The sequence below is a fragment of the Fulverythrobacter ferritrahens genome (assembly GCF_020539485.1).
GTDB classification, from domain to species: Bacteria; Pseudomonadota; Alphaproteobacteria; order Sphingomonadales; family Sphingomonadaceae; genus Andeanibacterium; species Andeanibacterium ferritrahens.
In genome coordinates this window covers 227,335-251,358 of the sequence record NZ_JACDXU010000002.1, presented here as the reverse complement: position 1 = coordinate 251,358, position 24,024 = coordinate 227,335, and the positions used below count along the sequence as shown (strand labels likewise).

The window sequence follows — 24,024 nt, the reverse complement described above, 5'->3', positions numbered from 1 at the left end:
AGGCCCCGGCTCAGGCCCGCGCCTCTTCCACTCCGGCCGAATTGTGCCGCAGCGCCTTCAGCACTGTATCGACGATACCGCCTGCATTGAGGCCCGCCTCGTCATACTGCTTTTCAGGCGCGTCCTGATCCTGGAAGATATCCGGCAGGCGCAGGGTGCGGATCTTGAGGCCGCTATCGGTCAGCCCCTCGTCGCTCGCCATGGTCAGCACATGGGCGCCCAGGCCACCGATGGAGCCTTCCTCCATCGTTACCACCACTTCATGCGTGGCGATCAGGCGGCGGATCAGCTCGCTGTCCAGCGGCTTGGCGAAGCGCAGATCGGCCACCGTGGTGGAAAGGCCCCTGGCCTCCAGCTGGTCGGCCGCCTTGAGCGCTTCCGCAAGGCGTGTGCCGAGAGAAAGCAAGGCGATCTTGGTCCCTTCGCGCACCACGCGGCCCTTGCCGATTTCCAGCATCTGCGGAACCTCGGGCAGCGGCACGCCCACGCCATTACCGCGCGGATAGCGGAAGGCAATGGGGCCATCGTCATAGCAGGCGGCGGTATGCGTCATGTGAACCAATTCCGCCTCATCGGCGGCGGCCATCACCACGAAATTGGGCAGGCTGGCGAGATAGGTGACGTCAAAGCTGCCCGCATGGGTCGCCCCGTCGGCGCCAACCAGCCCGGCACGATCGATGGCGAAGCGCACGGGCAGGTTCTGGATCGCCACATCATGCACAACCTGATCATAGGCGCGCTGCAGGAAGGTGGAATAGATCGCGCAGAAAGGCTTCATGCCCTGTGCCGCAAGCCCGGCGGCGAAGGTAACGGCGTGCTGTTCCGCAATGCCGACATCGAAAGTGCGGTCGGGGAAAGCCTGTCCGAACTTGTCCAGCCCGGTGCCTGAAGGCATGGCCGCCGTGATCGCGCAGATCCGGCTGTCCTTCGCGGCTTCGGCCATCAGCGCTTGGGCGAAAACCCCGGTATAGCTGGGCGGGCCGCCTGCACTTTTCTTCTGTTCTCCGGTGATGACGTCGAACTTCTGGACGCCGTGATATTTGTCGGCACTCTGTTCGGCCGGGGCATAGCCCTTGCCCTTCTGCGTCACGACATGGACGAGACAGGGTCCCTCAGCCGCATCGCGCACATTTTCCAGCACCGGCACCAGCTGGTCCAGATCATGCCCGTCGATGGGGCCGACGTAATAGAAGCCCAGTTCCTCGAACAGAGTGCCGCCCATTGCCATGCCGCGTGCGAATTCGTCCGTCTTCTTGGCGGCGCGGTGCAGCGGGGCGGGCAGGCGGCGGGCGAATTTCTTCGCCAGATCGCGCAGGCCGAGAAATTGCGCACTGGAAACCAGCCGCGCGAGATAACCGGAAAGCCCGCCGACCGGCGGCGCAATCGACATGTCATTATCGTTGAGGATCACCACCAGCCGATTGCCGGCGGCTTCCGCGTTGTTCATCGCCTCATAGGCCATGCCAGCGCTCATCGCGCCATCGCCGATCACCGCGATGGCCTTGCCCGGAGTGTCCGCCAGCTTGTTGGCGATGGCAAAGCCCAGCCCCGCGGAAATCGAGGTGGAGGAATGCGCCGCGCCGAACGGATCGTATTCGCTTTCGCTGCGCTTGGTAAAGCCGGAAAGCCCGCCGCCCTGGCGCAATGTGCGGATACGGTCCCGGCGACCGGTGATGATCTTGTGCGGATAGGCCTGATGGCCCACGTCCCAGATCAGCCTATCATCCGGCGTGTTGAACACGTAATGGATAGCCACGGTCAGCTCGACAACGCCGAGGCCCGAGCCGAGATGGCCGCCTGTCGAACCGACGGCGGAAATCATCTCCTGCCGCAATTCATCCGCCAGCTGGCGCAATTGCCCTGGCTTCAACTTGCGGAGATCGGCAGGAATATCGACCGTGTCGAGCAGCGGTGTAGCGGGAGGATTGGACATCGGCCCCTGTTACTCCAAGGTCAATGCGCTGTCGAACGCTTGCTGACTGTTACTCACCATCGGGCAAATTCAGCGCGGCTGATCGCTCGAAATCCGGGCACTGCTCAGGCAGCGCAGCTGTTGCAGAGGCCACGCAATTCCACCACCGGGCGAACATCCGCAAAGCCGTTCCTGTGCCCGGCATCCCGCAGGCTGTCGGTGATCCGATCATCGTCGAAATGGGCGGCAAGCCCGCATTTGTCGCAGATCAGGAAGATGCAATCATGGCGGCAGCCAGGGTGGGTGTTGGCCAGATAGGCATTGGCGCTTTCGATCCGGTTGGCCAGATTCGTGCGCACAAACAGATCGAGGATGCGATAGACGCTGTTGGCGGCGACACGCTTGCCCCTGCTGCGCGAGAGGCTTTCCGCAATATCATAAGCAGAAGCGGGTCTGTCATAGGCGGCCAGTGCGTGAAACACATCGGCACGCATTTCGGTCCACTGTTCGCCCGCCTGCGTCAGCGCGGCACGTGCCGCATCAGTCAGCTTGGCGCCAGAATGTTCGTGATGATGATGCACGGCCATGGGCGGGATATAGGGGCAGGTACCTTCCGCCGCAATCATTCGCAAAGGCAGCCAGGTGTTCAGCCGGTCTTGAAAGTGGGGCTGTAAAGGCCGGGGAACATCTTCTTCAGCGCGGCGACCTTAGGCTTGTCCCACCGGACGATGTAGCCCTGATTGGGATTGCGCAGCATGAAATCCTGATGGTGCTGTTCAGCCGGGTAGAAGGCCTTGTAAGCCTCGATCTTCGTGACGATCGGGGCCTTCCACACGCCGGACTTGCCCATCTGCGCCAGATAGGCCCTGGCCACCTTTGCCTGTTCGGCGTTCAGCGGAACCAGCGCGCTGCGATATTGGGTGCCGCGATCGGGGCCCTGATAATTGAGTGTGGTGGGATCTGCGCCGACAGAGAAGAATACGCGCAGAAGCTGGTCATAACGGATCACTTTGGGATCATAGGTGACCTTCACCGCTTCGGCATGGCCGGTATTGCCGTCGCTCACCCTGGAATAGGCTGCATCTGCCTTGCTGCCGCCGTGATAACCCGAAACCGCGCTGGACACGCCCTTGAGGTGGCTGAACACCCCCTCGATCCCCCAGAAGCAGCCCCCGGCAAAAATCGCGGTCTGTTTGCCGCTTTCGCTGGAGGTAACCTTGGGCGCTGGCGCCAGCACGGCCTCTTCCGCGAAGGCGGACTGGCTACAGGCGGCAGCGAAAAGCAGCGATGCTGCGAAAAGAAGGGTTCTGGCGGGTTTCTTCTGGCTCATCACGCTATCAGGTTCTGGCTTGCGACTGCGATCGCGAAAACCACTCCCCCGATGCCAAAGCCGATTGCGAAGGAACGATAAAGGTCGACGGTGAAAAGGCCCATTGGGGGGAACTTCCAGCTTTCGCGATCATCGGATCGCGTTTGTATAACGCAAAACCCTTGCACGGGCCTGAACAGAACGCCGAAGCCGGCCTTGCATTCGAGGCGCGACTTCGGGTTCGGGCAGGGCCCGTTCAAGGGTCCACGCCATCAACCGGGCGAAATGAGCGATAAACCGCTGCGCTTCGCCCGGATGGAGCTGCCTATATCAGTGGCGGAAGTGCCGCATCCCGGTGAAGACCATCGCCAGGCCCGCTTCATCCGCAGCGGCAATCACCTTGTCATCAGCCATCGCACCGCCCGGCTGGATAATTGCCGTGGCGCCGGCTTCGGCCGCGGCCAGCAGTCCGTCAGGGAAGGGGAAGAACGCATCGGATGCTACCGCGCTGCCCACGGTGCGGGCCTGCGGCCAACCTGCTTGCTCAGCCGCTTCGCGTGCGCGGATCGCGGCAATGCGGGAGGAATCGCGCCGGTTCATCTGGCCGGCACCGATGCCCGCAGTCACACCGTCCTTCGCATAGACGATAGCGTTGGACTTCACATGTTTGGCCACGGTCCAGGCGAAGAGGCAGTCCTTCAGTTCCTGCTCGGTCGGGGCGCGCTTCGTCACTACCTTGAGATCGGGCAGAGTGATTTCGCCATTGTCGCGGCTCTGCACCAGCAGCCCGCCGGCAATGCTCTTGAGCGTGAAGCCCGGACGCGCCGGATCGGGCAGTTCGCCCGTCAACAGCAGGCGCAGGTTCTTCTTCTGGGCAAAGATCGCACGGGCGGCATCATCCGCGCCGGGGGCGATGACAACCTCTGTGAAGATGGAGGTAATCGCTTCGGCGGTCGGCCCGTCAAGCGGGCGGTTGACAGCCACGATCCCGCCAAAGGCGGAGATACGGTCACAATCGAAGGCCGCGTTATAGGCGTCCAGCAGCGATGCGGCCTGCGCGACGCCGCAGGGATTGGCGTGCTTGATGATCGCCACCGCCGGATCGCTGTTGCGGAATTCGGAAATCAGTTCCAGCGCGGCGTCAGCATCGTTGAAATTGTTGTAGGACAGTTCCTTGCCCTGCAATTGCTCTGCCTGGGCGATGCCTTTCACATTGGCGGCCTGCGGCAGATAGACCGCCGCGATCTGGTGCGGATTTTCGCCGTAGCGCAATTCCGCTTCCCGCTTGAAGGCGAGCGGCAATGTATCGGGGAAGGGCGTTGCCTTGAGTGCTTCGGTTCCCAGCGGATTGGCATAGGCATCGCCATAAGCGAACCAGTTGGCAATCGCCGCGTCGTAGGAAGCAGTGCGCGCATAGGCCTTGCCGGCCATGCGGATGCGGAAGGCGAGCGAGGTAGCGCCGCCAGTGGCGTCCATTTCCGCGATCACTTCGGCATAATCCGCAGGATCGGTAAGAATCGTGACAAAACCGTGGTTTTTTGCGGCAGAGCGGACCATGGAGGGCCCGCCGATGTCGATATTTTCGATCACTTCGTCGCGCCCGGCGCCCCGGGCAACAGTAGCCTCGAAGGGATAGAGATTGACGACAACGAGGTCTATCGCGCCGATGGAATGTTCAGTCATCGCCGCAACGTGCTCTGCATTGTCGCGCACGGCGAGAAGGCCGCCATGGACCTTGGGATGCAGGGTCTTCACCCGGCCGTCCATCATTTCGGGAAAGCCGGTCAGCTCCGAAATGTCCATCACCGCCAGCCCTGCCTCGCGCAGCGCCTTTGCCGTGCCGCCGGTGGAAACCAGCTCGACCCCATGCCGCGCCAGTGCCTGGCCCAGTTCCACCAAACCACCCTTGTCGGACACTGACAGCAGCGCCCGCTTGATTGTGACCTCGCTCACGTAATTCATCCCATTCGCTTGAGCAGCCAGGAGAAATTACCCCCGCCGCGCGATACCATTCCCTGCAGCACCAGTTGCTGGACTGCCTGCGGCCTACCGCCGCCATCGACCCACAGGCTCTCCTCGATTGCCAGTTCGCCTTCTTCCAGCGCGCCAGCGCCGGCAACGAACTGCCAGTAGCTTCCGTCCGGAAGGGCGAGCCCCGCACCTTTGCCGTTATCCGACAGGCCCAGTTCTACACCCGGCCCGACATGAAAGCGAATCGCGAAGGGCACCTTGCCGCGCTTGCCCTTGCGGCCGTTGGGAAGCAACAAATCTTCCCCGCGCAATTCGCTGCCATCGTCCCGCAACATCAGGATTCGGCGATGAATCAGGCCATAGCGTTGAGTATAGCCATCATGGCTCGCCTCCAGCCGGGTGGCCGTGCCGCCCTTCTCATCCTGGATCACCCGCCGGTCGAGCTCCACCTCGCTCACGCCCGATCCGATCTTGCCGTTGATCAGCACGGCAGTGGAATTCACATCGTCCAGCACCAGAGTGGAATGGGCAGCGGTGGCGCGCAGGCCGCTTTCGATCCGCACGGGCACCTGTCCCCCGGCAAAGCCCGCGCCGCCGCAATTGACGATGATCCGCTGCCCCCGGTCCGACAGTTCGAAGGCGAGGGTCGAAGCACAACCGCTACGGGCATGGCGCGCAAGCGGCGGAGGGGCGGCATCCATCTGCAGCACGGCCTTACCCGCCGTGACGCGCTGATAACCCCATTGCCGTGCATCCCTGAGCGGCCGGGCGCGCACTCCGCTCGCCTCGACCAGCCCGGCAATCGCTTCGGCCGAAACAGCCCCCGCGCCCTGCCAGTTGCCCAGCGAGCCATCGCCATGAGTGAGGGTCAGCAGCGGCGGCACCAGCAGATGCAGCATCGCATCCACAGCCTCGGGCGGGTCGCGCCGGGTGGCGCGGTAACAGGCAGCCAGATCCACCAGCAGGCCAATCGCCTCCATCTGGGCCAGCGGACTGCGAGACAGCACACCGCCATCGTCGCCCACCAGTTCGCCCAGCGCCTTGATCAGCCCGGCCTCGCCATAAAGGCGACGCGGCTTGCCATCGGGCAGCAGCAGACCTGCGGCGATGATCGCGCACCAGCCTGCCGTTTCCGTCAGCCGGTCTTCCGCCCGCAGCACGGCGCGATCCAGCCAGCGGGCCGTATCGCTCATCGCGTGCAATATCCGACCGCGCAGGATCTTGTCGGGGCCCGACAGGATCAGCGGCGCATGGACCAGCCAGTTGAGCAGGCGGTGCCCGCCATTCCCCACACTCCACGCGGTACCCTTGCCGGGGCGCGGATTGGCATCGAGCCAGGCGGCGATCAGCTTTTCGGCAGTAGGCGCGCATTGTTCGCGCGGGGCACTGGCGGAAAGATCGCGCAGCCATCCGAAACCATGGATTACATGCTCGAAAGGCGGGGTCAGCCGCGCGGCGGGCGTGAGATCGATCTGCGCGACCGGCGCCTTGACCCCATAGACCAGGAAATGCCCGGCCCGGAGCGCCACCCCAGCCACGCGATCTCCCGGCAGCGGACTTTCCACCGTGGCGAGCAGGCGGGGCCGCGCAGCCTTGCGGAACGGCGCGACGATGGCAGGGCCCGGAATACCGATCTTGTATGCCAGCCGCATCAGCTTTTCGCCCGCACCCAGCGCCGGGGCGCGAATATCGGCGAGGACCAGCGAGCGGCCCGGCTCGATCAGTTCGCCGGGGGAGCCATCCAGCCCGTTCGCTTCGGCAAGCGGTTCGGAACTATCGGGAATGAGCGGTACGGCCATTGAGGAATCCTGCGCCGCAGTTGGGTCGCCATCGAGCGCAAGGCGCGGCTGGCTGGCGACCGGTTCCATTACCCGCCGCCCTTCAAGGCGGCGATATTGGCGGCATAGAGATCGGGCCCGCCCTTGAACGTGGCCGATCCGGCCACCAGCACATCGGCCCCGGCATCCACACAGAGCCGGGCGGTTTCCTCGTTCACCCCGCCATCGACTTCCAGATGGACCTGCAGGCCCATCTGATCGATCCGCTTGCGGATGGCCTCGATCTTCTTGAGCTGGCTGTGAATGAAGCTCTGCCCACCGAAACCGGGATTGACGCTCATCACCAGGACAAGGTCGATATCCTCGATCAAATAATCCAGCATCTTGGCCGGAGTGCCGGGATTGAGCGAGATGCCCGCCTTCTTGCCCAGCGCCTTGATCGCCTGCACCGTGCGGTGGATATGCGGCCCGGCTTCGGGATGGACCGTGATGATGTCTGCCCCGGCGGCAGCAAAGTCTTCCAGCCAGTTATCGACCGGGGACACCATCAGGTGAACGTCGAACGGCTTTTGCGTGTGCGGGCGCAGCGCCTTCACCACTGCCGGACCGATTGTGAGATTGGGCACATAATGCCCATCCATCACGTCGATATGAATCCAGTCTGCCCCGGCCGCGTCAATCGCGCGCACCTCCTCCCCAAGCCGCGCGAAGTCGGCCGAGAGGATCGAGGGGGAAATCAGCGGAGCGCTCATGTCTGGGCAAAGGCCCTAAGCACCACCCCTTGGGGGGACAAGCCGCCTTTGCCTTATTTTCCACACACAATGTTGCTTTTTCGTCCAGCCGAATCAATTTGGCGACAGGATGGGGCCTTGCAGCGGCCTGAGCGAGTAATTCAGAGGGCATTAAAGGTTCTCGCGGCAGATGCCCGAAAAGCAAAAGGGTTCGCGCGACGAAAATACCGGGCCTTGCTTTCGGACGGCCTGATTTCCGCCAGCCACTTGTGATTCAGACAATGGAACCCGAGTTAACAGCCATGATCCACACCATCTCTTTCCGCAAAGCCGCCATGATGCTCCTGCTGGCCGCAGCTGCTGCGCCTGCGACGGCCCCCGCTGCGGCAGAAGGCGGTTCCGACTGCGTGGGCCGGACCAAGTTCCCCACGTCGATCACCGTGGCCGCCAATGGCATACGCAACAGCCAGGGCAAGCTGGTGGTCACCGTCTATCCGGATGATCGCAAGCGCTTCCTGGCGTCCAAGGGCGAGATCAATGTCGGCAAGGTGGATGCCCAGCAGGGCACGACCCGCGCCAAAGTGTGCGTCCCCGGCCCCGGCGTCTATGCGATCGTCGTCTATCATGACGAGGACAGTAACGGGAAATTCGCGCGCGGCCTTCTGCCCAAGGAAGGATACGGCTTTTCCAACAATCCCTCCACCATCGCAGGCCTGCCCGCATTTTCTTCCGTGCGGCTCAACGTCACCAAATCGGGGCTGACGACACATATCAATATGAAATATCCCTGACATACTGCCGCTGGCGGGCGGCTGCAGGTCACGCTATCACTTGGCGATGCTGACCGAATCCCTGCTCGCCGATGCCCGCGCGATCGCGGATCGCATCGTAACCCTTCGCCGGGCGATCCATGCGGAGCCCGAACTGGGGCTGGACACCCCCAAAACGCGTGACAAGGTTCGCGCGGAACTGGCTGATCTGCCGCTCGAATGGCGGGAAGGCCCTTCCACCACCGGCACGGTCGCCATCCTGAAAGGCACAAGGCCGGGGCGCAGCGTGCTGCTGCGGGGCGATATGGATGCCTTGCCGATGAGGGAGGAAACCGGCCTCCCCTTCGCCTCTGCCATTCCCGGCCGTATGCATGCCTGCGGCCACGATACCCACACCGCCATGCTGGCCGGTGCCGCCCGAATCCTGTCCGCTCGGCAGGGTGAGTTGCAGGGTGAAGTGCGCTTCATGTTCCAGCCGGGGGAGGAAGGCTTCCACGGCGCACGTTTCATGCTGGATGACGGGCTGTTGGGGGGAACCGAAGCCTATCCCCTGCCTGAAGCCGCCTTTGCGCTGCATATCATGCCCAATGCGGCCCATGGCGTGCTGGGCAGCCGCGACGGCGCGCTGATGGCCGCAGCCGACATGGTGGAGATCACCGTGACGGGGCGGGGCGGCCATGCCTCCATGCCGCATGACACGCGCGATCCGGTGCCGGTCGCCTGCGAAATCGTGGGTGCGCTGCAAACCCTGGTCACACGCCGCTTCAACGCGGCGGAGGCAGTGGTCATCACGATCACCCAGCTCGATGCGGGCAGCGCGCATAATATCATCCCCAACGAAGCCCGGCTGAAGGGCACGATCCGAACGCTCTCGCCCGAGAACCGGGCGCGGGTGCGGGAGGAAGTCTCCCAGCTGGCGCAAGGCATCGCCGCCGCCCATGGAATGCAGGCAAGTGCCGGTTTCGTGCAAGGCTTCCCGCCCACCATCAACGATCCGCGCGCCGTGGCCCTGGGCGAAAAGGTCGCACGGAGCCTTGGAGGTGAGCCGAGCGGAGAGCGGGCCTTTCTGCGCATGGAACACCCCATCATGGGGGCGGAGGATTTCTCCTATATACTGCAGGCCATGCCCGGTGCGATGTTCTTCCTGGGCGTCGCGCAGGAGGGCGATGACTGGAGCCAGTGCTGCGGCCTGCATTCCAGCCGCATGATGGTGGACGAGGCGGTTCTTCCGCGCGGGGCCGCCTTCCTGGCAGGCTGCGCCACGCGCTTTCTGGAACAGGGCTGGGACTGATCGCCCATCGCTCAGGCGAAGCGCCGGGCACCCGCGACACAGAGGATCACCACTGCTGTCGAAGCGATCATGGTCCACGCCACCGGCTCATGCAGGACCAGCGCCGCCAGCAACAGCCCGAAGAAGGGCTGCAGCAGCTGAAGCTGCCCCACGCCCGCAATGCCCCCCAGGGCAAGGCCGCGATACCAGAAGAAGAATCCCACCAGCATGCTGAAGACGGAAACGTAGAACAGCCCCGCCCAGGCCGGCAGCCCGATGATTGCGGGATTGGCCGGCGCAGTCGCCAGCGCCAGCACAGCCATCGGCACCAGCGCGATCAGCAGGGCCCAGCAGATCACCTGCCAGCCCCCCAGCCTGCGTGACAGCGCCGCTCCCTCGGCATAGCCCAGCCCGCAGAGCAGCACCGCCGCGATCATCAACAGGTCACCGGGCAAGGAACTTTCAACCCCGCGTGACAGGGCAAAACCGCCAACAGTGGCCGCGCCCAACAGGGAGAACAGCCAGAACGCCGCTTTGGGCCGCTCGCCCCCGCGCAACATTCCAAAGATCGCCGTGCTGAGCGGCAGCAGGCCCACAAAGACGATGGAATGCGCCGCCGTGACATAACGCAGCGCCAATGCAGAAAGCAGCGGGAAGCCAAGCACCACGCCCAGCGCCACTATCGCCAGTGAGCCCAGATCCGCCCGCGCCGGGCGCGGCTGGCGCAGCGCGGCAAGACAGACCCAGCCGAGCAGCCCGGCAATCACCGCGCGGGCGGAGGTGAGAAACAGCGGAGCGAGATCGGCCACGGCCAGCCTTGTCGCCGGCAGCGAACCGCTGAAAATGATTACCCCCAGCAGGCCACTACCCCAGCCCGCGCTACTCCGATCCATCGTCTTTCCTCCATGAAAGGGCCTCGCCGCAGCGGGGCACCTTTCCATCGCCCCTACGATCAGGACGATTGGCCGAACAGGAACGATGAGATACAATTTTGCCGAACTGTATGGGTCAGCTAGCCCATACAGATAGTCAGGACTTCACCGGCATGGCCAGCCTCTCACCTACCCGCCCGGCGCCTAACCGTACCGAAACTCTGATGGAGGAAATCCGCACCCGGATCGCCGCACGAGCCCTTTCCCCGGGGGACCGGTTGCCCTCCATTCGCGGCTTCGCCCGCACGATGGACGCCTCTCCTTCCACCGTGGTGGAGGCCTATGACCGGTTGGAGGCCGAAGGCGTGATCCGGGCCCGGCGCGGATCGGGCTTCTACGTGACCGGCGCGAATTTGCCGCCCATGGCACTGGCGGATATGGGCCCCCAGCGCGAGCGCGAACTCGACCCCTTCTGGGTTTCACGCCAGTCGCTCGATGCGGACCCCTCCGTCCTTACGCCGGGCTGCGGCTGGTTGCCGCCCGACTGGATGCCCACGGCCGCCCTGCGCAAGGGGCTGCGGGCGCTGGGGCGGGCCGATGGCGGGCTGCTCACCACCTATGGCGGCACGCGCGGCTCGCCTGCCCTGCGGCGTCTGTTGCAGGCCCGTTTTGCCGATGAGGGTCTCTCGCTGGGGCCGGACCGGATCATGCTGGCCGGATCGGGCACGCAGGCCATCGATCTGATCTGCCGCCTGCTGCTACGGCCGGGCGATACCGTGCTGGTAGACGATCCATGCTATTTCAACTTCCAGTCCCTGCTGCGGGCGCATCAGGTCCGACTGATGGGAGTGCCCTACACGCCAACCGGGCCAGACACGGCAGCGTTCGAGCGAGCGCTGATCGAGGACATGCCCCGCCTCTACATTACCAATTCGGCGATCCATAACCCCACCGGCGCCAGCCTGTCCCCCCAGACCGCCCACCGCGTGCTGAGCCTTGCCGCCAATCACGGTATGACCATCGTGGAGGATGACATCTTCGCCGATTTCGAACCCCATCCCACCCCGCGCCTGGCAGTGCTGGACGGGCTGGAGCGGGTGATCCGCATCGGCAGTTTCTCCAAGGCACTCTCAGCCTCAGCCCGCTGCGGCTATATCGCGGCGCGGGCCGACTGGATCGAGGAACTGGCCGACCTTCAGGTCGCCACCTGCTTCGGCGGCCCTTCCACTCTGGCGACCGAACTGGTCGCAGGGATTCTGGCGGGCGGCAGCTATCGCAAACATATGGAGGATCTGCGCCAGCGCCTGACCCGCGCCCGCAAGCAGGCGGCGGAACGCCTCGCCCCGCTGGGCATCACCCCCTGGCTGATGCCGTCCGGCGGTTTCCATCTGTGGTGCCGCCTGCCCGAGGGATACGATTCGGGCGTTATTGCCCGGCGCTGCATGGAAGATGGAATCATGCTGGCGCCCGGCAACGTCTTCAGCGTCTCGCAGACGGCAGCTGGCTTCGCCCGTTTCAACGTGACGCAGCTGGAGGACGAGCGGGTTTTCGCCGCCATCCGCCGAGCTATGGCGGAGACTAGCAACTCCGGGGAGAAGTGAAGCCCTAAAGTGCGTGTTTTACCACTGCAGGCAGGCGGATCGTGGCGCGCAGGCCGCCCGTGGCGCCATTTTCCAGCGCCAGACTTCCGCCCTGGCTTTCCGCGAGCGCCTTTACGATGGACAGGCCAAGGCCTGCCCCGCCGCTGTGCCGGCCTCGCGATTCTTCCAGTCGCTCGAAAGGTTCGGTCAGCCGGGCGATCAGTTCCTCTGGAATTCCCGGGCCTTCATCCGTGACGACCAACTCGATGGTCGCGCCCCTGTTCTCCAGAGAAACACGGGCACGGGTGCCGTAACGGATCGCATTATCGACGAGATTGGCGAGAATCCGCCGGAACGTCAGGGGTGAACACTTGACTGGCAGGCTACCGCTGCCCGCTGCAAGCTGTACGTCGTCACCGGTCTCGCAGCGCGTCTCTATGTAGCGGACAGTCTCCTCCCGCACGTCGATCTCGGGCACTTCATGCTCGGGAACCGTATCGGAGCGCGCAAAGAGCAGGATGTCGTCGAGCAACCTGCCCATCTCCTCGATGTCCTCTATGGCACGCGCGCGATGGCGGTCGTCGGCAATATGATCCGCCCGGAGCCTCAGGCGGGTCAGATAGGTGCGAAGATCATGCGCTATGGCCGCCAGCATACGCGTCCGCTCCCCGATCAGCCCGCTGATCCGATGCTTCATGGCGTTGAAAGCCGCCGCGAGAGCCCGCACTTCGCGCGCGCCCTCCACGGCGGCATCGGGGGCAGCGATATCTTCCCGAAACGCCCGGGTCGCCTGCGCCAGCCGGGCAACCGGACGCACCACCTGCCACAGCAACATCAGGAGGATGAGCAGGCCCATTACCGCCGCCACCCCGGCGACCCACAGATAACGGTTTGCCAATTGCTGCAAAGCTATCGGCGCTCGTTCTATTGCCAGAACTTCTCCGGTTTTCAGGCCAATCAATATGCGAATCGGCCCGCGCGGGATTTCGCCAGATTGCAGGCGGTGAGAGAAGATCGTTCCTTTTCGGACCTGCACCTGGATCGGGCGGCCCTGCAGTGCCTCCGCATAGCGGCGAAAGCGCTGCTCCAGCCGGGGCGCGGGCCCCTCCCTGTATTTATCCCCCTCTCCTTCGGCAAAGCTCTTCAGCAGCTCGACAGTAGTGGAGCCCGTGCTTGCAGCGGCAACGATCGCCGGTCGCAGATCCGGCGGCGCCTTTTCGACAGCTTCCGCGATCTCCCGCGCGTCCTGAGGTTCGACCAGCCGAAACATGACCGGCCGCCCGTCCGGCCACATGGCCGCCATAAGGATCGCAGCCTGAAGAGCGACAAGGCCGAACAGGAACAGCGCCGCGACCCGAAACAGGAGGCTGCCGAACACATTGCCCATCAGCCGCCTCCGCTTTCAACCTGAGGGGCGAAGAGATAGCCGCCGCCGCGCACGGTACGAATCATCCGCGGGCTCTTGGGATCATCTCCCAGCTTGCGGCGCAGGCGGCTGAGCTGGACATCGATCGTACGGTCATAAGGCGCGGCATCGCGCCCGCGCGTCCAGTCGAGCAACTGGTCGCGCGTCAGAACGCGTTGGGGGTGATCGAGCAGCGCGACCAGCAGATCATACTCCCCTCCCGTAAGGTCGATCGGTTCCCCTTGCGGATTTATCAGAACGCGCGATCCGGCATCGAGCGACCAGTCGGTGAAGCGATACCAGCGCCCGCTAATCGGCGCGGGCCTGTGCATCCCACGCGTACGGCGCAGAACCGCGCGAATACGGGCAGTTAGTTCGCGGGGATTGAAGGGTTTGGGCAGATAATCGTCAGCCCCGAGTTCCAGCCCCAGAATGCGGTCAATGTCATCGCCCTTGGCCGTAATCATCACAACGGGCATCCTGACAGGCGCACTGTGCAGCCGGCGACAGATCGACAGGCCATCCTCTCCGGGCAGCATGAGGTCGAGCAGGACAAGGTCCACCCGGCGCCGTCCCGTCAGCCGATCCAGCTCCGCCCCGCTGCGGCACCGGCCTACATCGAACCCCTCGCGTTCGAGCAGGTCCGCGACCAGCTCGCTGATATCCTCGTCATCTTCCACAATCGCGATGAAAGTACGGGGCCCGGTGATCTCCGAATGGGACATGGCCGATGTGTTCCCCCAAGCCTGCCGGTTCTCAAGACGGAATCGCCGCCTGTTACATTTTGTTGCTGTTCCTTACCGCAGATTCACGCCTGCCTTACCGGGAGGTTCGAACTGGAGGCCATCAACAACTGCCAGGAAGCATTCCATGTTCAGATCCCGATCCTTTCGGATATTCGCCGCGCTGCTGGCGTCGAGTACGGCGGCAATTACCGCCACATCGGCCGACGCGCGCCAGCATGGTCACGTGACCATTGCCAGAGGGCCCCATGGCGGCGGCTACGCCGCAGGCCGCCACGTATCGCGCCAGCCCGGCTCTGCCCAGGTGACGCGCGGCGTGATAACCAACGGCGGCCATGGCTATCGCCAGACCCGCACCACCACGCGGGGCGAGGGTACAATCAGCAACTCTGTGGAGCGCAAGCGCGCCAATGGCACCACCATGAACCGAAGCAGCACGGCCACCCGTAATCCTGACGGCTCGATCAGCACTCAACGTAACCGCACGGGGGCCGACGGCAACAGCCAGGCGGGGTGGAGCACTATCTATCGCACTGACGATGGCTATACCCGGCAGCGGGGCGGTTCGACGTCGAACGGGCGAGGATACGCCTCCACTCGCGACGTTTCGGTCAATGACGGATCGATCACCGTCAATCGCAACGCCACGACCAATTCGGGCCGTTCGGTCACAAGCAGCCGCACCTATCCGCGGCCTGACTGAGGAGGAATGGTATCGTGAAACTTATCCTTCCGACCGCCATCACCATAGCGGCTACCCTCTGTCTGGCGCCGGTACAGGCACAGGCGCAAGGTCAGCGCGATCCGGGCCAGTTGCTGGAACGCAGCGACCTTGATGGGGACGGACAGATCACCCGGGCGGAATATACCGAGGCGCGCAGCCGCCTGTTCGAACGCCTCGACCGTAACAAGGATGGCGTCATCAACAAGGACGACGCGGGCAAGCGCCGGCTGCTCAGACGCTCGGGCGGCGAACAATTGCAGGAGCTTGCCGCTCATATGGATACGGATGGCGACGGACGGGTTACCCGCAAGGAGTTCGTGAACGGCCCCACCCCGATGTTCGATCACGCAGACGGGAATAACAACGGCGTCATCGATTCCCGCGAATTGGCGACATTCCGCGAAACACTCGCCGCACGCCGCACCAGATAAGCGAGGTGGCTACCGGCAGCGCATAGTCTCCTCCGCTGCCGGTAGCCCATAGAGGAGGCGCGCCCCCAGACCTCAAGGGGCAAGGAGGAGGCTCACCTGGCCTTTCGCGACCAATGGCCAGATGCCTCCAGTGCGGACGTCGCTGCCCGCGATGCATCGAAATAGCCGCTATCCAAGCCTGTTCGTGCTCTCCCAGTTCTCCAACGCCTCAAGCACTGGCTGCAGGCTCGCTCCCTTGGTTGTAAGCGCATAATCCACGCGGGGCGGAATTTCGCCGTAATCCTTGCGGGCGACAAGCCCGTCCGCCTCCATTTCCTTGAGCGTTCTCGACAGGGTGCGATGGGTGATGCCGCCCAGCCTGCGCTGCAATTCGTTGAAGCGCAGCGGGCCGTCCATCAGCCAGTAGATCACCATCGGGCGCCATTTGCCCGAAAGGAAATCCAGCGCTCGTTCCGCCGGGCAGTGCCAGCCTTCGATTATGTCCGCGCGATGGTCCATCACAGTATCCTAAGGGACCGTACTTGTTGATCGGTTAGCGCCCGCATATGTTCCCTCCAGCAAGAAGGCAATGCCCCGGGGCGGGGCGAAAACAGAATACGCCCCCTGGAAAGGCCATACGATGAAGACACTCGAAACCATCCTGCGCAACGACACACCTCACTGGGTCGGTGACGGTTTCCCCGTGCGTTCGCTGTTCAGCTATCATGGTGAAACGGCGCCGATCAGCCCGTTCCTGCTGTTCGACTATGCCGGGCCGTGGAATTTCGAGCCGGTTAAGGGCCGTCCGCGCGGCGTGGGCGAACATCCGCACAAGGGCTTCGAAACGGTGACCATCGTTTATGACGGCGAAGTCAGCCACCGGGATTCATCCGGCGGGGGCGGCACCATCGGCGCAGGCGAAGTCCAGTGGATGACGGCCGGGGCAGGCGTGCTGCATGAGGAGTTCCACTCTCCCGGCTATTCCCGGACAGGCGGCCCGTTCCGCATGGTGCAATTGTGGGTCAACCTGCCCGCGAAGGACAAGCTGACCCCAGCCAAATATCAGGCGATCACGCGCGACATGATCCCCGAAGTCAGTTTTGACGGCGGGCGCGCGCGGATCATTGCCGGTGAGTTCGGGGCGGGCGAATTCGGCGGGGCAGAGGGGCCGGCCAGCACCTTCACCCCGATCAATCTGTGGGACGTGCGCCTTGCAGCCGGTGCGGAACTCACCCTGCCCGTGCCCGATGGACATACCACCATGGTGGCAGTGCTTTCCGGCCATGTGACCATCGACGGGAAGGGCGTTGGCGAAGCGGAAATTGCCCGCCTCAGCCGCGATGGCGCGGATGTGGCGGTCAGGGCCGATGGCGACGCCATGCTGCTGGTGATGACCGGAGAACCGATCAACGAGCCGGTGTTCGGCTATGGTCCCTTCGTGATGAATACCGAGGCTGAAATCCGGCAGGCCATCGCGGATTTCAACTCGGGCCGCTTCGGCGCCCTCGCACCGGCATGATGCAGGAATGCCCGGAGGGAACACTCTCTCCGGGCATTTTTGCCTATAGGGATCTCGAAAGGAATACGGCCATGGCTGACAGCGCACGCAAAATCACCGTGACGATCGAGGATGGCGATCGGCATGGCCGCTATGTCGGGAAAGTGGCCGGGATCGATGCGGAGGCGGAAATCACCTTCACCCATCGCGGCCCCGGCCTGATCAGCGCGGACCACACCGGCGCGCCCGACGAATTGAAGGGGACCGGCGTTGCCGCAGCCATGGTCGATTATCTGATCGCCGATGCGCGGGAGCGCGGGTTCAGGATCATCCCGATCTGCCCCTATGTCCGCGCCCGTTATGCCAAGCATCCCGAATGGCGCGACGTATTCACCGTCGGCCCCGGCGAAATGCCGAAGCTCACCGCCGCCCAGATGAGGGGTGAGTGACTGGATCGACGGTAGGGCAGCCGACGCCCCGAACGGCTGACCACCCCCGCCTGCTTTGCCGACGGGGGTCTTGAGCCAGCTTCAGCGCTTCAGGAAGCGGGCGGCTCGACCTGATTCCGGTTCTCGATCAGCTGCGGCCTGAACTGGTCATCCGCGGCGCCATTGAAGCCATAGAAATAATCGAAGCCCCAGGCGTTTGGCCAATGGTTGAACGGCCCCATCGGCCCCGTTTCCCACAGGGGCGTATTGTGATTCTTCCCGAAGAACGCCGTGTCATAGCCGTTGTCGCGCAACACGCGGCCCATCGTGGCCGCGCTATCCGGGATCACCGAGGTGTAGCCCTTCTCGTCAACCGAGACATTGGTGATCGAGCCGCTGGCCACGGCATGCGAATTACGCCCCGTAAGCAGCGCCGCGCGAGTGGGAGAACACATCGCCGTGGTGTGAAACTCATTATAGCGAAGCCCCTCTCTCGCCAGCGCATCGAAAGTGGGGGTCGGGAACGGGCCACCGAAAGTGCTGGCGGAACTGAAGCCGGCATCGTCGGTCATGATCAGCAGCACGTTGGGCGCCCCTGCCGGCGCCTGCGGCGGTTGCGGATAATATTTCCATTCGCGTGCCGGAGCGCGGGCCGCGGGCTGGCTTTCAGCCGCAGCACCCGCCGCATTGACGCTGAAGACCAGGGCAATGGCCGTGCCGATAGCCGCCCTTACGCGCGCTGCGCTGCGATGGCTGGAAATCATGGAATCCTCTCTTCGTTTCATGCGGGATCCGCCGCCACGTCACGGGCGCAGCGGAAGCCGATATGCGATGTCGATGTATCGATGGTTTGCGGAAAGCGTCGCCAAGGGGCGGCTGGAAATACTCAACATCGATATTCCGCCGCTTCAGCGGGTGATCGCGCGCTCTTCGTCGGCTGCTCCTGCAGCCCGAATAGTAGAGGACTGCCTGACAGCTGCACTGAAGGAAATTCCCTCCTTGCCGTGACCTGCGGGCAGCAGATTATCCGGGCCTTCTGCAAGAAGGGTGAGACAGGCCGCCCCCGGACTTATCGCCCGGCAGCGCCCCGCCTCGGGAGGTACCTCAGAAGTTGCGGCGAACGCTGAGCGACCATTCACGCGGCGCGCCGGGCTGGCCCGACACGATGCCGATCGGCAGGCGGCCCTTGTTCCGGTAATAGAACTTGTCCGTCAGGTTCGTCACGGCCAGCGCCACCTGCCAGTCCTCGTCAGGCGAGGTCCAGGCAAGGCGGGCGTTCATTACCGTATAGGCTGGCACCAGCGTGGCCGGGTTGTTGTCCGACGATGGGAAGAACGAGGACTGATAAGCAAGGTCGAAGCGTGGGGTCAGCGTGCCCGCGCCACCCAGATCGGCTTCGTACTGGATGCCAAGGCTGGCCTTCCACTTGGTGATGTAGGGCGCCTGGGAATCAAGCGTGATGCCGCTGATGGTAGCGCCCGCAGCCCCGATGTTCTTGAGCTGGAAGTCCAGATAGCTGCCCGTCGCATCGATAGTCAGCCCCTTGACCGGACGCAGGGTCAGCTCGGCCTCCACCCCGGTGAAGCGCGCATCGCCGGCATTGGTGGGCGTAGCGTTCTGCGCGCTCAGCGTTACGCCGTCTACCACGGTGGGAGCGGTATTGGCGAAGATGATATCCTTGTAATCGTTGATGAAGGCCGACATGTTCAGGCGCACGGCACGGCCCAGGAAGTCGCTCTTGAAGCCCACTTCGTAGGCGTTGAGAGATTCCGGCTCGAACGGCTGGACCTGCTGGATCACGAAGGGACGCGGGTTGACGCCGCCACCGCGATAGCCGGTGGAAAACTGCGCATAGACCATCAGATCCTGGGTCAGCTCGTAGTCGGCATTGATGCGGTAATCCCGGCGGTTCCCGGAATATTTGCCCACGACCCCATCGATCTTGTTCTGCGCCGTGTAGCTCGGTTCGCTCGTGTCGAACACGTTCAGGCGACGGAAGTAATAATCCTTCTTGTCGTGCGTGTAGCGAATGCCGCCCGTCAGGTTCAGGCGATCGGTCACATGGACAACCGCATGGGCAAAGCCGGAGATGCTTTCGGCCGGAATAGTATCTTCCGAATAGAATACCAAGGAGGAGGGCAAGCCGGGCGCGATCAGTGAAACCCGGCGTCAGCGAATTGGCAACCGTCAGGGCGAGAAGCGTCGTCGGCGGCGGCTGGGAATCGTCCACCAGTTTGCTGGCCGAGATGTTCACTTCGACATCGTCGCTCGCGACCCAGCGCAGAGCCACGCGGCCAGCAGTGTAATCCCTGCCGCCCTCATGCCCTATCACGCAATCGTTCTTGGGCGATCCAGTAGCGGGAATCCCTGCCACGCCAGGATTCTTGCAGCCGAAATCATAGCGCGTGACATAACCCTGCTGGTGGCGGGTGACGCCGGAAAGGCGCACGAACAGCCTGTCGGGCACAAGAGCGAAATCCGCACTGCCGCGCAGGTCGAGCTGATCGCGCGGGCCGACCGTGGCTTCCAGGAAGCCGCCTTCGCCGGTGGGCTTCTTGGTGTAGAGTTTAACTGCGCCGCCGATGGAATTCTTGCCTGCCAGCGTCCCTTGCGGGCCGCGCAGGACTTCCACCCGATCAAGGTCCAGCAGATCGATCTGCGAGCCGAAGACAGTGCCGTGATAAACATCGTCCACGTAAAGACCGACGCCGGGTTCATAGGCGAAGTTGGTGTCTGCCTGGCCGACGCCGCGAATGAACACGGCCGCGCCGGGGCCGAATGCCGATCCGGTGGGCTTCAGCACCACGTTAGGTGCACTGTTGGTGAGATCGGTTACAGTACTGTAGCTGCGGGCAGTCAGGCCTTCACCGTCAATCGCCGTGATCGCGATCGGCGTATCCTGCAGCCTTTGTTCACGGAACTGCGCCGTGACGATGATTTCCCCCACGTCGCCATTCGACGCTGCCGCACTGGCCGTATCCTGCGCCATGGCAGGGGCCACGCCTCCGAGGGCAGCGGTTGCCGCGCATAGCAACAGAGCAACGTTCTATGACTGTTATAAGCGATAACTCATAACAGTCCGGTCAAGCCTTGGAGATCTTTGGAATATCGGACTTCCAGCACATAGTGCGCAACTGCGGCGAAACAGGCTGCATCATAGGCGGCGGGCAAACAAGTGATCCTGGCACGTTTGCCCAATGCGGGCGATCAGATTCGCACCCGGGTGATTTATGTCGAACCAGGGTGCGCCGTGGGAATCATGACCTGATCCCCAAAAGACTCACGCCAAACCATGCCCATCCGGCCATGGCAGCCCAATAGAAGGCGAGGCCGGGCGCGATAGTGGACGAGACACCGAGGTAAATGAGTGTTGGCAACACCAGGCCTGTGGCGGCGGACAGCGCGGCGAGCGCAAGCTGACCGTGGATTGCGAAATACCAGGCGAAGGCAAAGCACGAAAGAATCAATGCACCGAATGCGACCATAAACGCGATGCTGTGCAACGTCGCACCCGTCGTCATCACCGGCTGCTGGTCGATGGGGGTTCCGGCCGGAAAGCCCAATCCGGCCGGTGCGTCGAAGATACCCGCCAACACCAGTCCCAAACCATAAAGGGCAATCAGCATTGGGAGAGTAAATCCCGCCAAATTCTCGCCAATCACCTGGTGGAGACCCCAAGCGCAAAGTACGGTCATCAGACCGCTGACAATGAACACCACCTTCATTATCCAGCCGCCCTCACCCAGGCTCAGCATGCTGATTGCGTGACGTTCAATATCGAAGTTGGGCCGGCGGAAGATCTCAATCGTCGGGACGACGAAGAAAAGCGATCCTGCAACGACACCAGCAAAGAGAGCGGCGCGGGCGGTGAATTCATAATCGGTCATGACGGTGCTCCGATTATTCAGCGACGATCAATGAGCGGATGACTTGATGTGCGCGACCATTTGGTCGACTACTGTTGCCCACCCGTCGTGGAAACCCATGTCCTCGTGGGATTTGCGTGCAGCTTCGTCGTTGTGGATGGCGATGGCCGTATAGCGCGTGCCACCGCTGATGGGTTCGAGTGTCAGCACCGCGGAGAAGAACGGTTTTGCCGCAGGCCGAAAGCCCGGCAGCAACGCATCCGTGAAAACCAGCCGCCGGTTGGGTATCACTTCAATATATGAACCTACATTCGGGAACTCTTCGCCATCCGGTGAGCGCATCGTGGTGCTGAATATGCCGCCGGGCCGCAGGTCGATTTCGCACGCCGTGACACTCCACGGCTTCGGCACAAACCAGTGCTTTATGCTCTCAGCAGTGGTCCAGGCCTGCCAGACCAGGTCGACAGGGACGTCGATCTCGCGCTCCAGCACCAGATCGAGCGCTGGGTCTACCTTCACAGGAAAAGGCGTCATTTCGATTTCTCCTTGTTAAGGGACAGTAGATAGCTGTCGAGCCGGTCAAGCCGCCCCTCCCAGATGGAACGCTGTTTGGAGAGCCAGTCTTCCACGAGTTTGAGCTGTTTGGACTCAAGCTCGTAGGTTCGTACCCGCCCAACCTTTTGCGACCGGACCAGTCCCACACCTTCAAGTACCTTGAGGTGCTCGACGAACGACGGCAGCGCCATCGAATAAGCTGCCGCGAGTTCACTGACCGATGAAGGCTTGGCGCTCAACCGCTCCACCACACTGCGGCGGGTCGGGTCGGACAAGGCGCGAAAAATGCCATCGATGGAAGCATCCTTGTGCATCGCCACCGTTAGTTCGGCTCCGGCCAAGATTCGTTTTCCTTCCTTCGCTGGTACGTGATCCGATATTGCAGCCAATCTGACTCGAGTTGATACTTAGGTCAATTCCTAAGTATCAACTCGAGTCAGATTGCAATGAGGGTTGAGAAGCTCTCCGCTTCAGGGCGTGATTGATCGAGAGCTGAGCATCAGCCTGTCGCTGAACGCAACCGAAATTCTCTTAATTTGTTCGGGAATGGCTTCAGCCGGGAATAGCGAATTCCGCGCTTATACCAGTATGGCGCACCCGACAGGATTCGAACCTGTGACCCCTGCCTTCGGAGGGCAGTACTCTATCCAGCTGAGCTACGGGTGCGTGGAGCGCCGCCTAGCAAGCTTGCTGGCCCGCGCCAAGGCAAAAGCGATGTGCCCTCAACAGGCGCATCGCCTTGCCTGTACACAAGCGGCCCGTTTACTGAGTCGAGCCGCGTTCGCCGAACTGGTTGAGCTTGGTGCCATCGGCCTTGGTGACCGTTACGTTGAAGCCGCCCCGGCGCTTGTCGCGCAGCGGATAATAGGTGAGGTTGATCTTGTCACCCGGCTTGAGCGAGGTGCGCGACCAGCCGTAACGCTGCAGGTGATTCGGGCTCATGCCCTCCAGCGCCCAGACATGGTCCTTGCCGTCCTTTTCCTTAACCTTCACGTAGAGGAAGGTGTGCGGATTGGTCCATTCCCAGCGATCCACAACCGCATTGGGCATCGGCTTTTCCTTGCCCCATTCGAACATGGCGGTCGAATGATGCGCCGCCAGCGGCGCGCCCACGGCGAGAACGGCACCGGCGGCAAGCGCGGCGCCAAGGATGGTTTTGCGGCGTGAAATCTTCCCAGACATACTACTCTCCGTGCATGATCCGCCTCAATTTGCGGATGCTGCTTTTGCTTCCATCTGCCAATCCTACATGACTTTATCAACCCGCTGCTTGACTTGGAGCAAATTCTCGCCACACGAGAACGGCAAAACGGCATGAGAACAAACCGTTTCGGAGAGTGAAATGAAGGGCCTACCCCGCTTTGCGAGCATGCTTGCCTGCGCTTCCGCGCTGGCATTCGTCACCCCTGCCATGGCGGCCGGGGAAACCACCCCCCGCGCAACCGCCTATCAGGAAGTGACCAAACTGCCTGACTGGACGGGTATCTGGTATCCCGACTGGGGCGCCTTGTTCGGCGGGCGCGCGGCGGCAAAGCCCCAGCTCACCCCCACGGCTCAGGCCGCCTATGACAAGTACCTCGCTGACACCAAGGAGCACGGGCCCGATCAATATGCCCAGGCGCACTGCCTGCCGCCGGGCCTGCCTGGCCTGATGCAGCAGCCCTATCCGATCGAGATTCTCTATTCGCCGGGCCGGGTGACGATCCTGACCGAAGCCTATGCCCAGGCCCGCCGGATCTACACCGATGGGCGCAAGCTGCCTGCCGAGCCGGACCTGTTCTTCAACGGCAATTCGATTGGCCATTGGGAAGGTGATACGCTGGTCATCGAAAGCACCGGCTTCAACCTGTCCACCTTCATCGCTCCGGGCATCAATCACAGCGAGAAGATGCGCGTCGACGAGAAGATCTGGATGGAAAAGCCCGGCCAGCTGATTGACGAGATGACGATCACCGATCCGGAAGTGCTTACCGCCCCCTTCGTCACCAGGGTGGCCTACAAACTCGATAATTCCTTCCCCATTCGCGAATATGTCTGCTCGGAAAACAACCACCTGACCACGGGCGAGAACGGTGCGAATATCGACCTTGGCCTGGAGAGCAACGACACAGTGGACGACGATCCTTTCGCGAACTGATTCCCGCAGGCTGATCACTGAAGGCCCCGGTTTACCGGCGTGGCAGAGGTTGCCGCGCCGGTAAC

The 24,024-nt window shown here is 62.9% G+C and carries 24 protein-coding genes, 1 tRNA gene and 1 pseudogene; 8 read left to right on the top strand and 18 right to left on the bottom strand.

The genetic code is table 11. From position 1 onward, the window contains the following. Positions 1–10: 10 nt before the first annotated feature. The 6 genes from dxs to rpe all read right to left on the bottom strand — a co-directional run bounded on the left by dxs (position 11) and on the right by rpe (position 7,722). Positions 11–1,933, bottom strand: a complete 1,923-nt coding sequence (gene dxs / locus H0274_RS09405; protein WP_226794934.1) for a 1-deoxy-D-xylulose-5-phosphate synthase — start codon at positions 1,931–1,933, stop codon at positions 11–13. A gap of 104 nt (positions 1,934–2,037) precedes the next feature. Next, the gene (locus H0274_RS09400) at positions 2,038–2,499 is read right to left on the bottom strand and encodes a Fur family transcriptional regulator (RefSeq protein WP_226794931.1); all 462 of its coding nucleotides are present in this window, start codon (positions 2,497–2,499) and stop codon (positions 2,038–2,040) included. Positions 2,500–2,558: 59 nt separating this feature from the next. After that, positions 2,559–3,242 (bottom strand): peptide-methionine (S)-S-oxide reductase MsrA, encoded by a 684-nt coding sequence (gene msrA / locus H0274_RS09395; RefSeq protein ID WP_226794928.1) that lies wholly within the window; start codon positions 3,240–3,242, stop codon positions 2,559–2,561. Between the two features lie 309 nt (positions 3,243–3,551). After that, a complete protein-coding gene (gene purH, locus H0274_RS09390; protein WP_264295587.1) occupies positions 3,552–5,183 on the bottom strand; it encodes a bifunctional phosphoribosylaminoimidazolecarboxamide formyltransferase/IMP cyclohydrolase in 1,632 nt (543 codons plus the stop codon). Continuing rightward, entirely contained in the window at positions 5,180–7,060 is a 1,881-nt protein-coding gene (locus tag H0274_RS09385; protein ID WP_226794924.1) for a heparinase II/III family protein, read from the bottom strand. The genes purH and H0274_RS09385 overlap by 4 nt, the downstream gene beginning before the upstream one ends. Continuing rightward, the gene (gene rpe, locus H0274_RS09380; RefSeq protein WP_226794922.1) at positions 7,060–7,722 is read right to left on the bottom strand and encodes a ribulose-phosphate 3-epimerase; all 663 of its coding nucleotides are present in this window, start codon (positions 7,720–7,722) and stop codon (positions 7,060–7,062) included. Before rpe ends, H0274_RS09385 begins: the two co-directional genes overlap by 1 nt. A 281-nt stretch (positions 7,723–8,003) precedes the next feature. Here rpe and H0274_RS09375 point away from each other — a divergent pair, with 281 nt between their 5' ends. Both H0274_RS09375 and H0274_RS09370 read left to right on the top strand, forming a co-directional pair. After that, the gene (locus tag H0274_RS09375) at positions 8,004–8,492 is read left to right on the top strand and encodes a DUF2141 domain-containing protein (RefSeq protein WP_226794920.1); all 489 of its coding nucleotides are present in this window, start codon (positions 8,004–8,006) and stop codon (positions 8,490–8,492) included. A 46-nt stretch (positions 8,493–8,538) separates the two neighbouring features. Next, the gene (locus tag H0274_RS09370) at positions 8,539–9,762 is read left to right on the top strand and encodes a M20 metallopeptidase family protein (RefSeq protein WP_226794918.1); all 1,224 of its coding nucleotides are present in this window, start codon (positions 8,539–8,541) and stop codon (positions 9,760–9,762) included. 11 nt (positions 9,763–9,773) lie between these two features. Here H0274_RS09370 and H0274_RS09365 read toward each other — a convergent pair whose 3' ends face one another. Continuing rightward, positions 9,774–10,634: a DMT family transporter gene (locus H0274_RS09365; RefSeq protein WP_226794916.1), complete on the bottom strand. Its 861-nt coding sequence runs from the start codon at positions 10,632–10,634 to the stop codon at positions 9,774–9,776. Positions 10,635–10,744: 110 nt separating this feature from the next. On the opposite strand from H0274_RS09365, the gene H0274_RS09360 reads away from it, so the two are divergent. After that, positions 10,745–12,214: an aminotransferase-like domain-containing protein gene (locus tag H0274_RS09360; RefSeq protein ID WP_226794914.1), complete on the top strand. Its 1,470-nt coding sequence runs from the start codon at positions 10,745–10,747 to the stop codon at positions 12,212–12,214. A 4-nt stretch (positions 12,215–12,218) separates the two neighbouring features. Here H0274_RS09360 and H0274_RS09355 read toward each other — a convergent pair whose 3' ends face one another. Both H0274_RS09355 and H0274_RS09350 read right to left on the bottom strand, forming a co-directional pair. Continuing rightward, the gene (locus tag H0274_RS09355; RefSeq protein WP_226794912.1) at positions 12,219–13,580 is read right to left on the bottom strand and encodes an ATP-binding protein; all 1,362 of its coding nucleotides are present in this window, start codon (positions 13,578–13,580) and stop codon (positions 12,219–12,221) included. Next, positions 13,580–14,323 carry a response regulator gene (locus H0274_RS09350; protein ID WP_226794910.1) on the bottom strand — a complete coding sequence of 248 codons (744 nt, stop codon included), beginning with the start codon at positions 14,321–14,323 and terminating at the stop codon, positions 13,580–13,582. The genes H0274_RS09355 and H0274_RS09350 overlap by 1 nt, the downstream gene beginning before the upstream one ends. Positions 14,324–14,468: 145 nt before the next feature. Between H0274_RS09350 and H0274_RS09345 the strand changes: the two genes are divergently transcribed. Together H0274_RS09345 and H0274_RS09340 are read left to right on the top strand one after the other, a co-directional pair. After that, the gene (locus H0274_RS09345) at positions 14,469–15,044 is read left to right on the top strand and encodes a hypothetical protein (RefSeq protein ID WP_226794908.1); all 576 of its coding nucleotides are present in this window, start codon (positions 14,469–14,471) and stop codon (positions 15,042–15,044) included. Positions 15,045–15,058: 14 nt separating this feature from the next. After that, positions 15,059–15,496, top strand: a complete 438-nt coding sequence (locus tag H0274_RS09340) for an EF-hand domain-containing protein (RefSeq protein ID WP_226794906.1) — start codon at positions 15,059–15,061, stop codon at positions 15,494–15,496. A gap of 168 nt (positions 15,497–15,664) precedes the next feature. On the opposite strand, the gene H0274_RS09335 is transcribed toward H0274_RS09340, so the two are convergent. After that, complete coding sequence (locus H0274_RS09335) at positions 15,665–15,994, bottom strand: winged helix-turn-helix transcriptional regulator (protein WP_226794904.1); 330 nt, start codon at positions 15,992–15,994, stop codon at positions 15,665–15,667. Between the two features lie 121 nt (positions 15,995–16,115). Here H0274_RS09335 and H0274_RS09330 point away from each other — a divergent pair, with 121 nt between their 5' ends. After that, positions 16,116–16,994 carry a pirin family protein gene (locus tag H0274_RS09330; protein WP_226794902.1) on the top strand — a complete coding sequence of 293 codons (879 nt, stop codon included), beginning with the start codon at positions 16,116–16,118 and terminating at the stop codon, positions 16,992–16,994. A 71-nt stretch (positions 16,995–17,065) separates the two neighbouring features. Next, positions 17,066–17,422: a GNAT family N-acetyltransferase gene (locus H0274_RS09325; protein ID WP_226794900.1), complete on the top strand. Its 357-nt coding sequence runs from the start codon at positions 17,066–17,068 to the stop codon at positions 17,420–17,422. 89 nt (positions 17,423–17,511) lie between these two features. Here the strand turns inward: H0274_RS09325 and H0274_RS09320 are convergent, their stop codons facing one another. The 8 genes and pseudogenes from H0274_RS09320 to H0274_RS09285 all read right to left on the bottom strand — a co-directional run bounded on the left by H0274_RS09320 (position 17,512) and on the right by H0274_RS09285 (position 23,004). Then, the gene (locus H0274_RS09320; protein ID WP_226794898.1) at positions 17,512–18,186 is read right to left on the bottom strand and encodes a sulfatase-like hydrolase/transferase; all 675 of its coding nucleotides are present in this window, start codon (positions 18,184–18,186) and stop codon (positions 17,512–17,514) included. A gap of 319 nt (positions 18,187–18,505) precedes the next feature. Next, positions 18,506–19,531, bottom strand: a complete 1,026-nt coding sequence (locus tag H0274_RS09315) for a TonB-dependent receptor (protein WP_226794896.1) — start codon at positions 19,529–19,531, stop codon at positions 18,506–18,508. Between the two features lie 502 nt (positions 19,532–20,033). Beyond that, positions 20,034–20,390: pseudogene (locus tag H0274_RS15700) on the bottom strand (TonB-dependent receptor plug domain-containing protein); the annotation flags it as partial. Positions 20,391–20,658: 268 nt separating this feature from the next. Then, positions 20,659–21,288: a DUF998 domain-containing protein gene (locus H0274_RS09305; RefSeq protein ID WP_226794894.1), complete on the bottom strand. Its 630-nt coding sequence runs from the start codon at positions 21,286–21,288 to the stop codon at positions 20,659–20,661. 27 nt (positions 21,289–21,315) lie between these two features. Continuing rightward, a complete protein-coding gene (locus H0274_RS09300; RefSeq protein ID WP_226794892.1) occupies positions 21,316–21,801 on the bottom strand; it encodes an SRPBCC family protein in 486 nt (161 codons plus the stop codon). After that, a complete protein-coding gene (locus H0274_RS09295; protein ID WP_226794890.1) occupies positions 21,798–22,163 on the bottom strand; it encodes an ArsR/SmtB family transcription factor in 366 nt (121 codons plus the stop codon). Before H0274_RS09295 ends, H0274_RS09300 begins: the two co-directional genes overlap by 4 nt. Before the next feature lie 248 nt (positions 22,164–22,411). Beyond that, positions 22,412–22,488 (bottom strand) — tRNA-Arg (locus H0274_RS09290). Positions 22,489–22,584: 96 nt separating this feature from the next. Further along, on the bottom strand, positions 22,585–23,004 hold the full coding sequence (locus H0274_RS09285) for a DUF6152 family protein (protein ID WP_226794888.1): 420 nt from the start codon (positions 23,002–23,004) through the stop codon (positions 22,585–22,587). Between the two features lie 160 nt (positions 23,005–23,164). On the opposite strand from H0274_RS09285, the gene H0274_RS09280 reads away from it, so the two are divergent. After that, a complete protein-coding gene (locus H0274_RS09280) occupies positions 23,165–23,959 on the top strand; it encodes a hypothetical protein (protein ID WP_226794886.1) in 795 nt (264 codons plus the stop codon). Positions 23,960–24,024 lie beyond the last annotated feature (65 nt).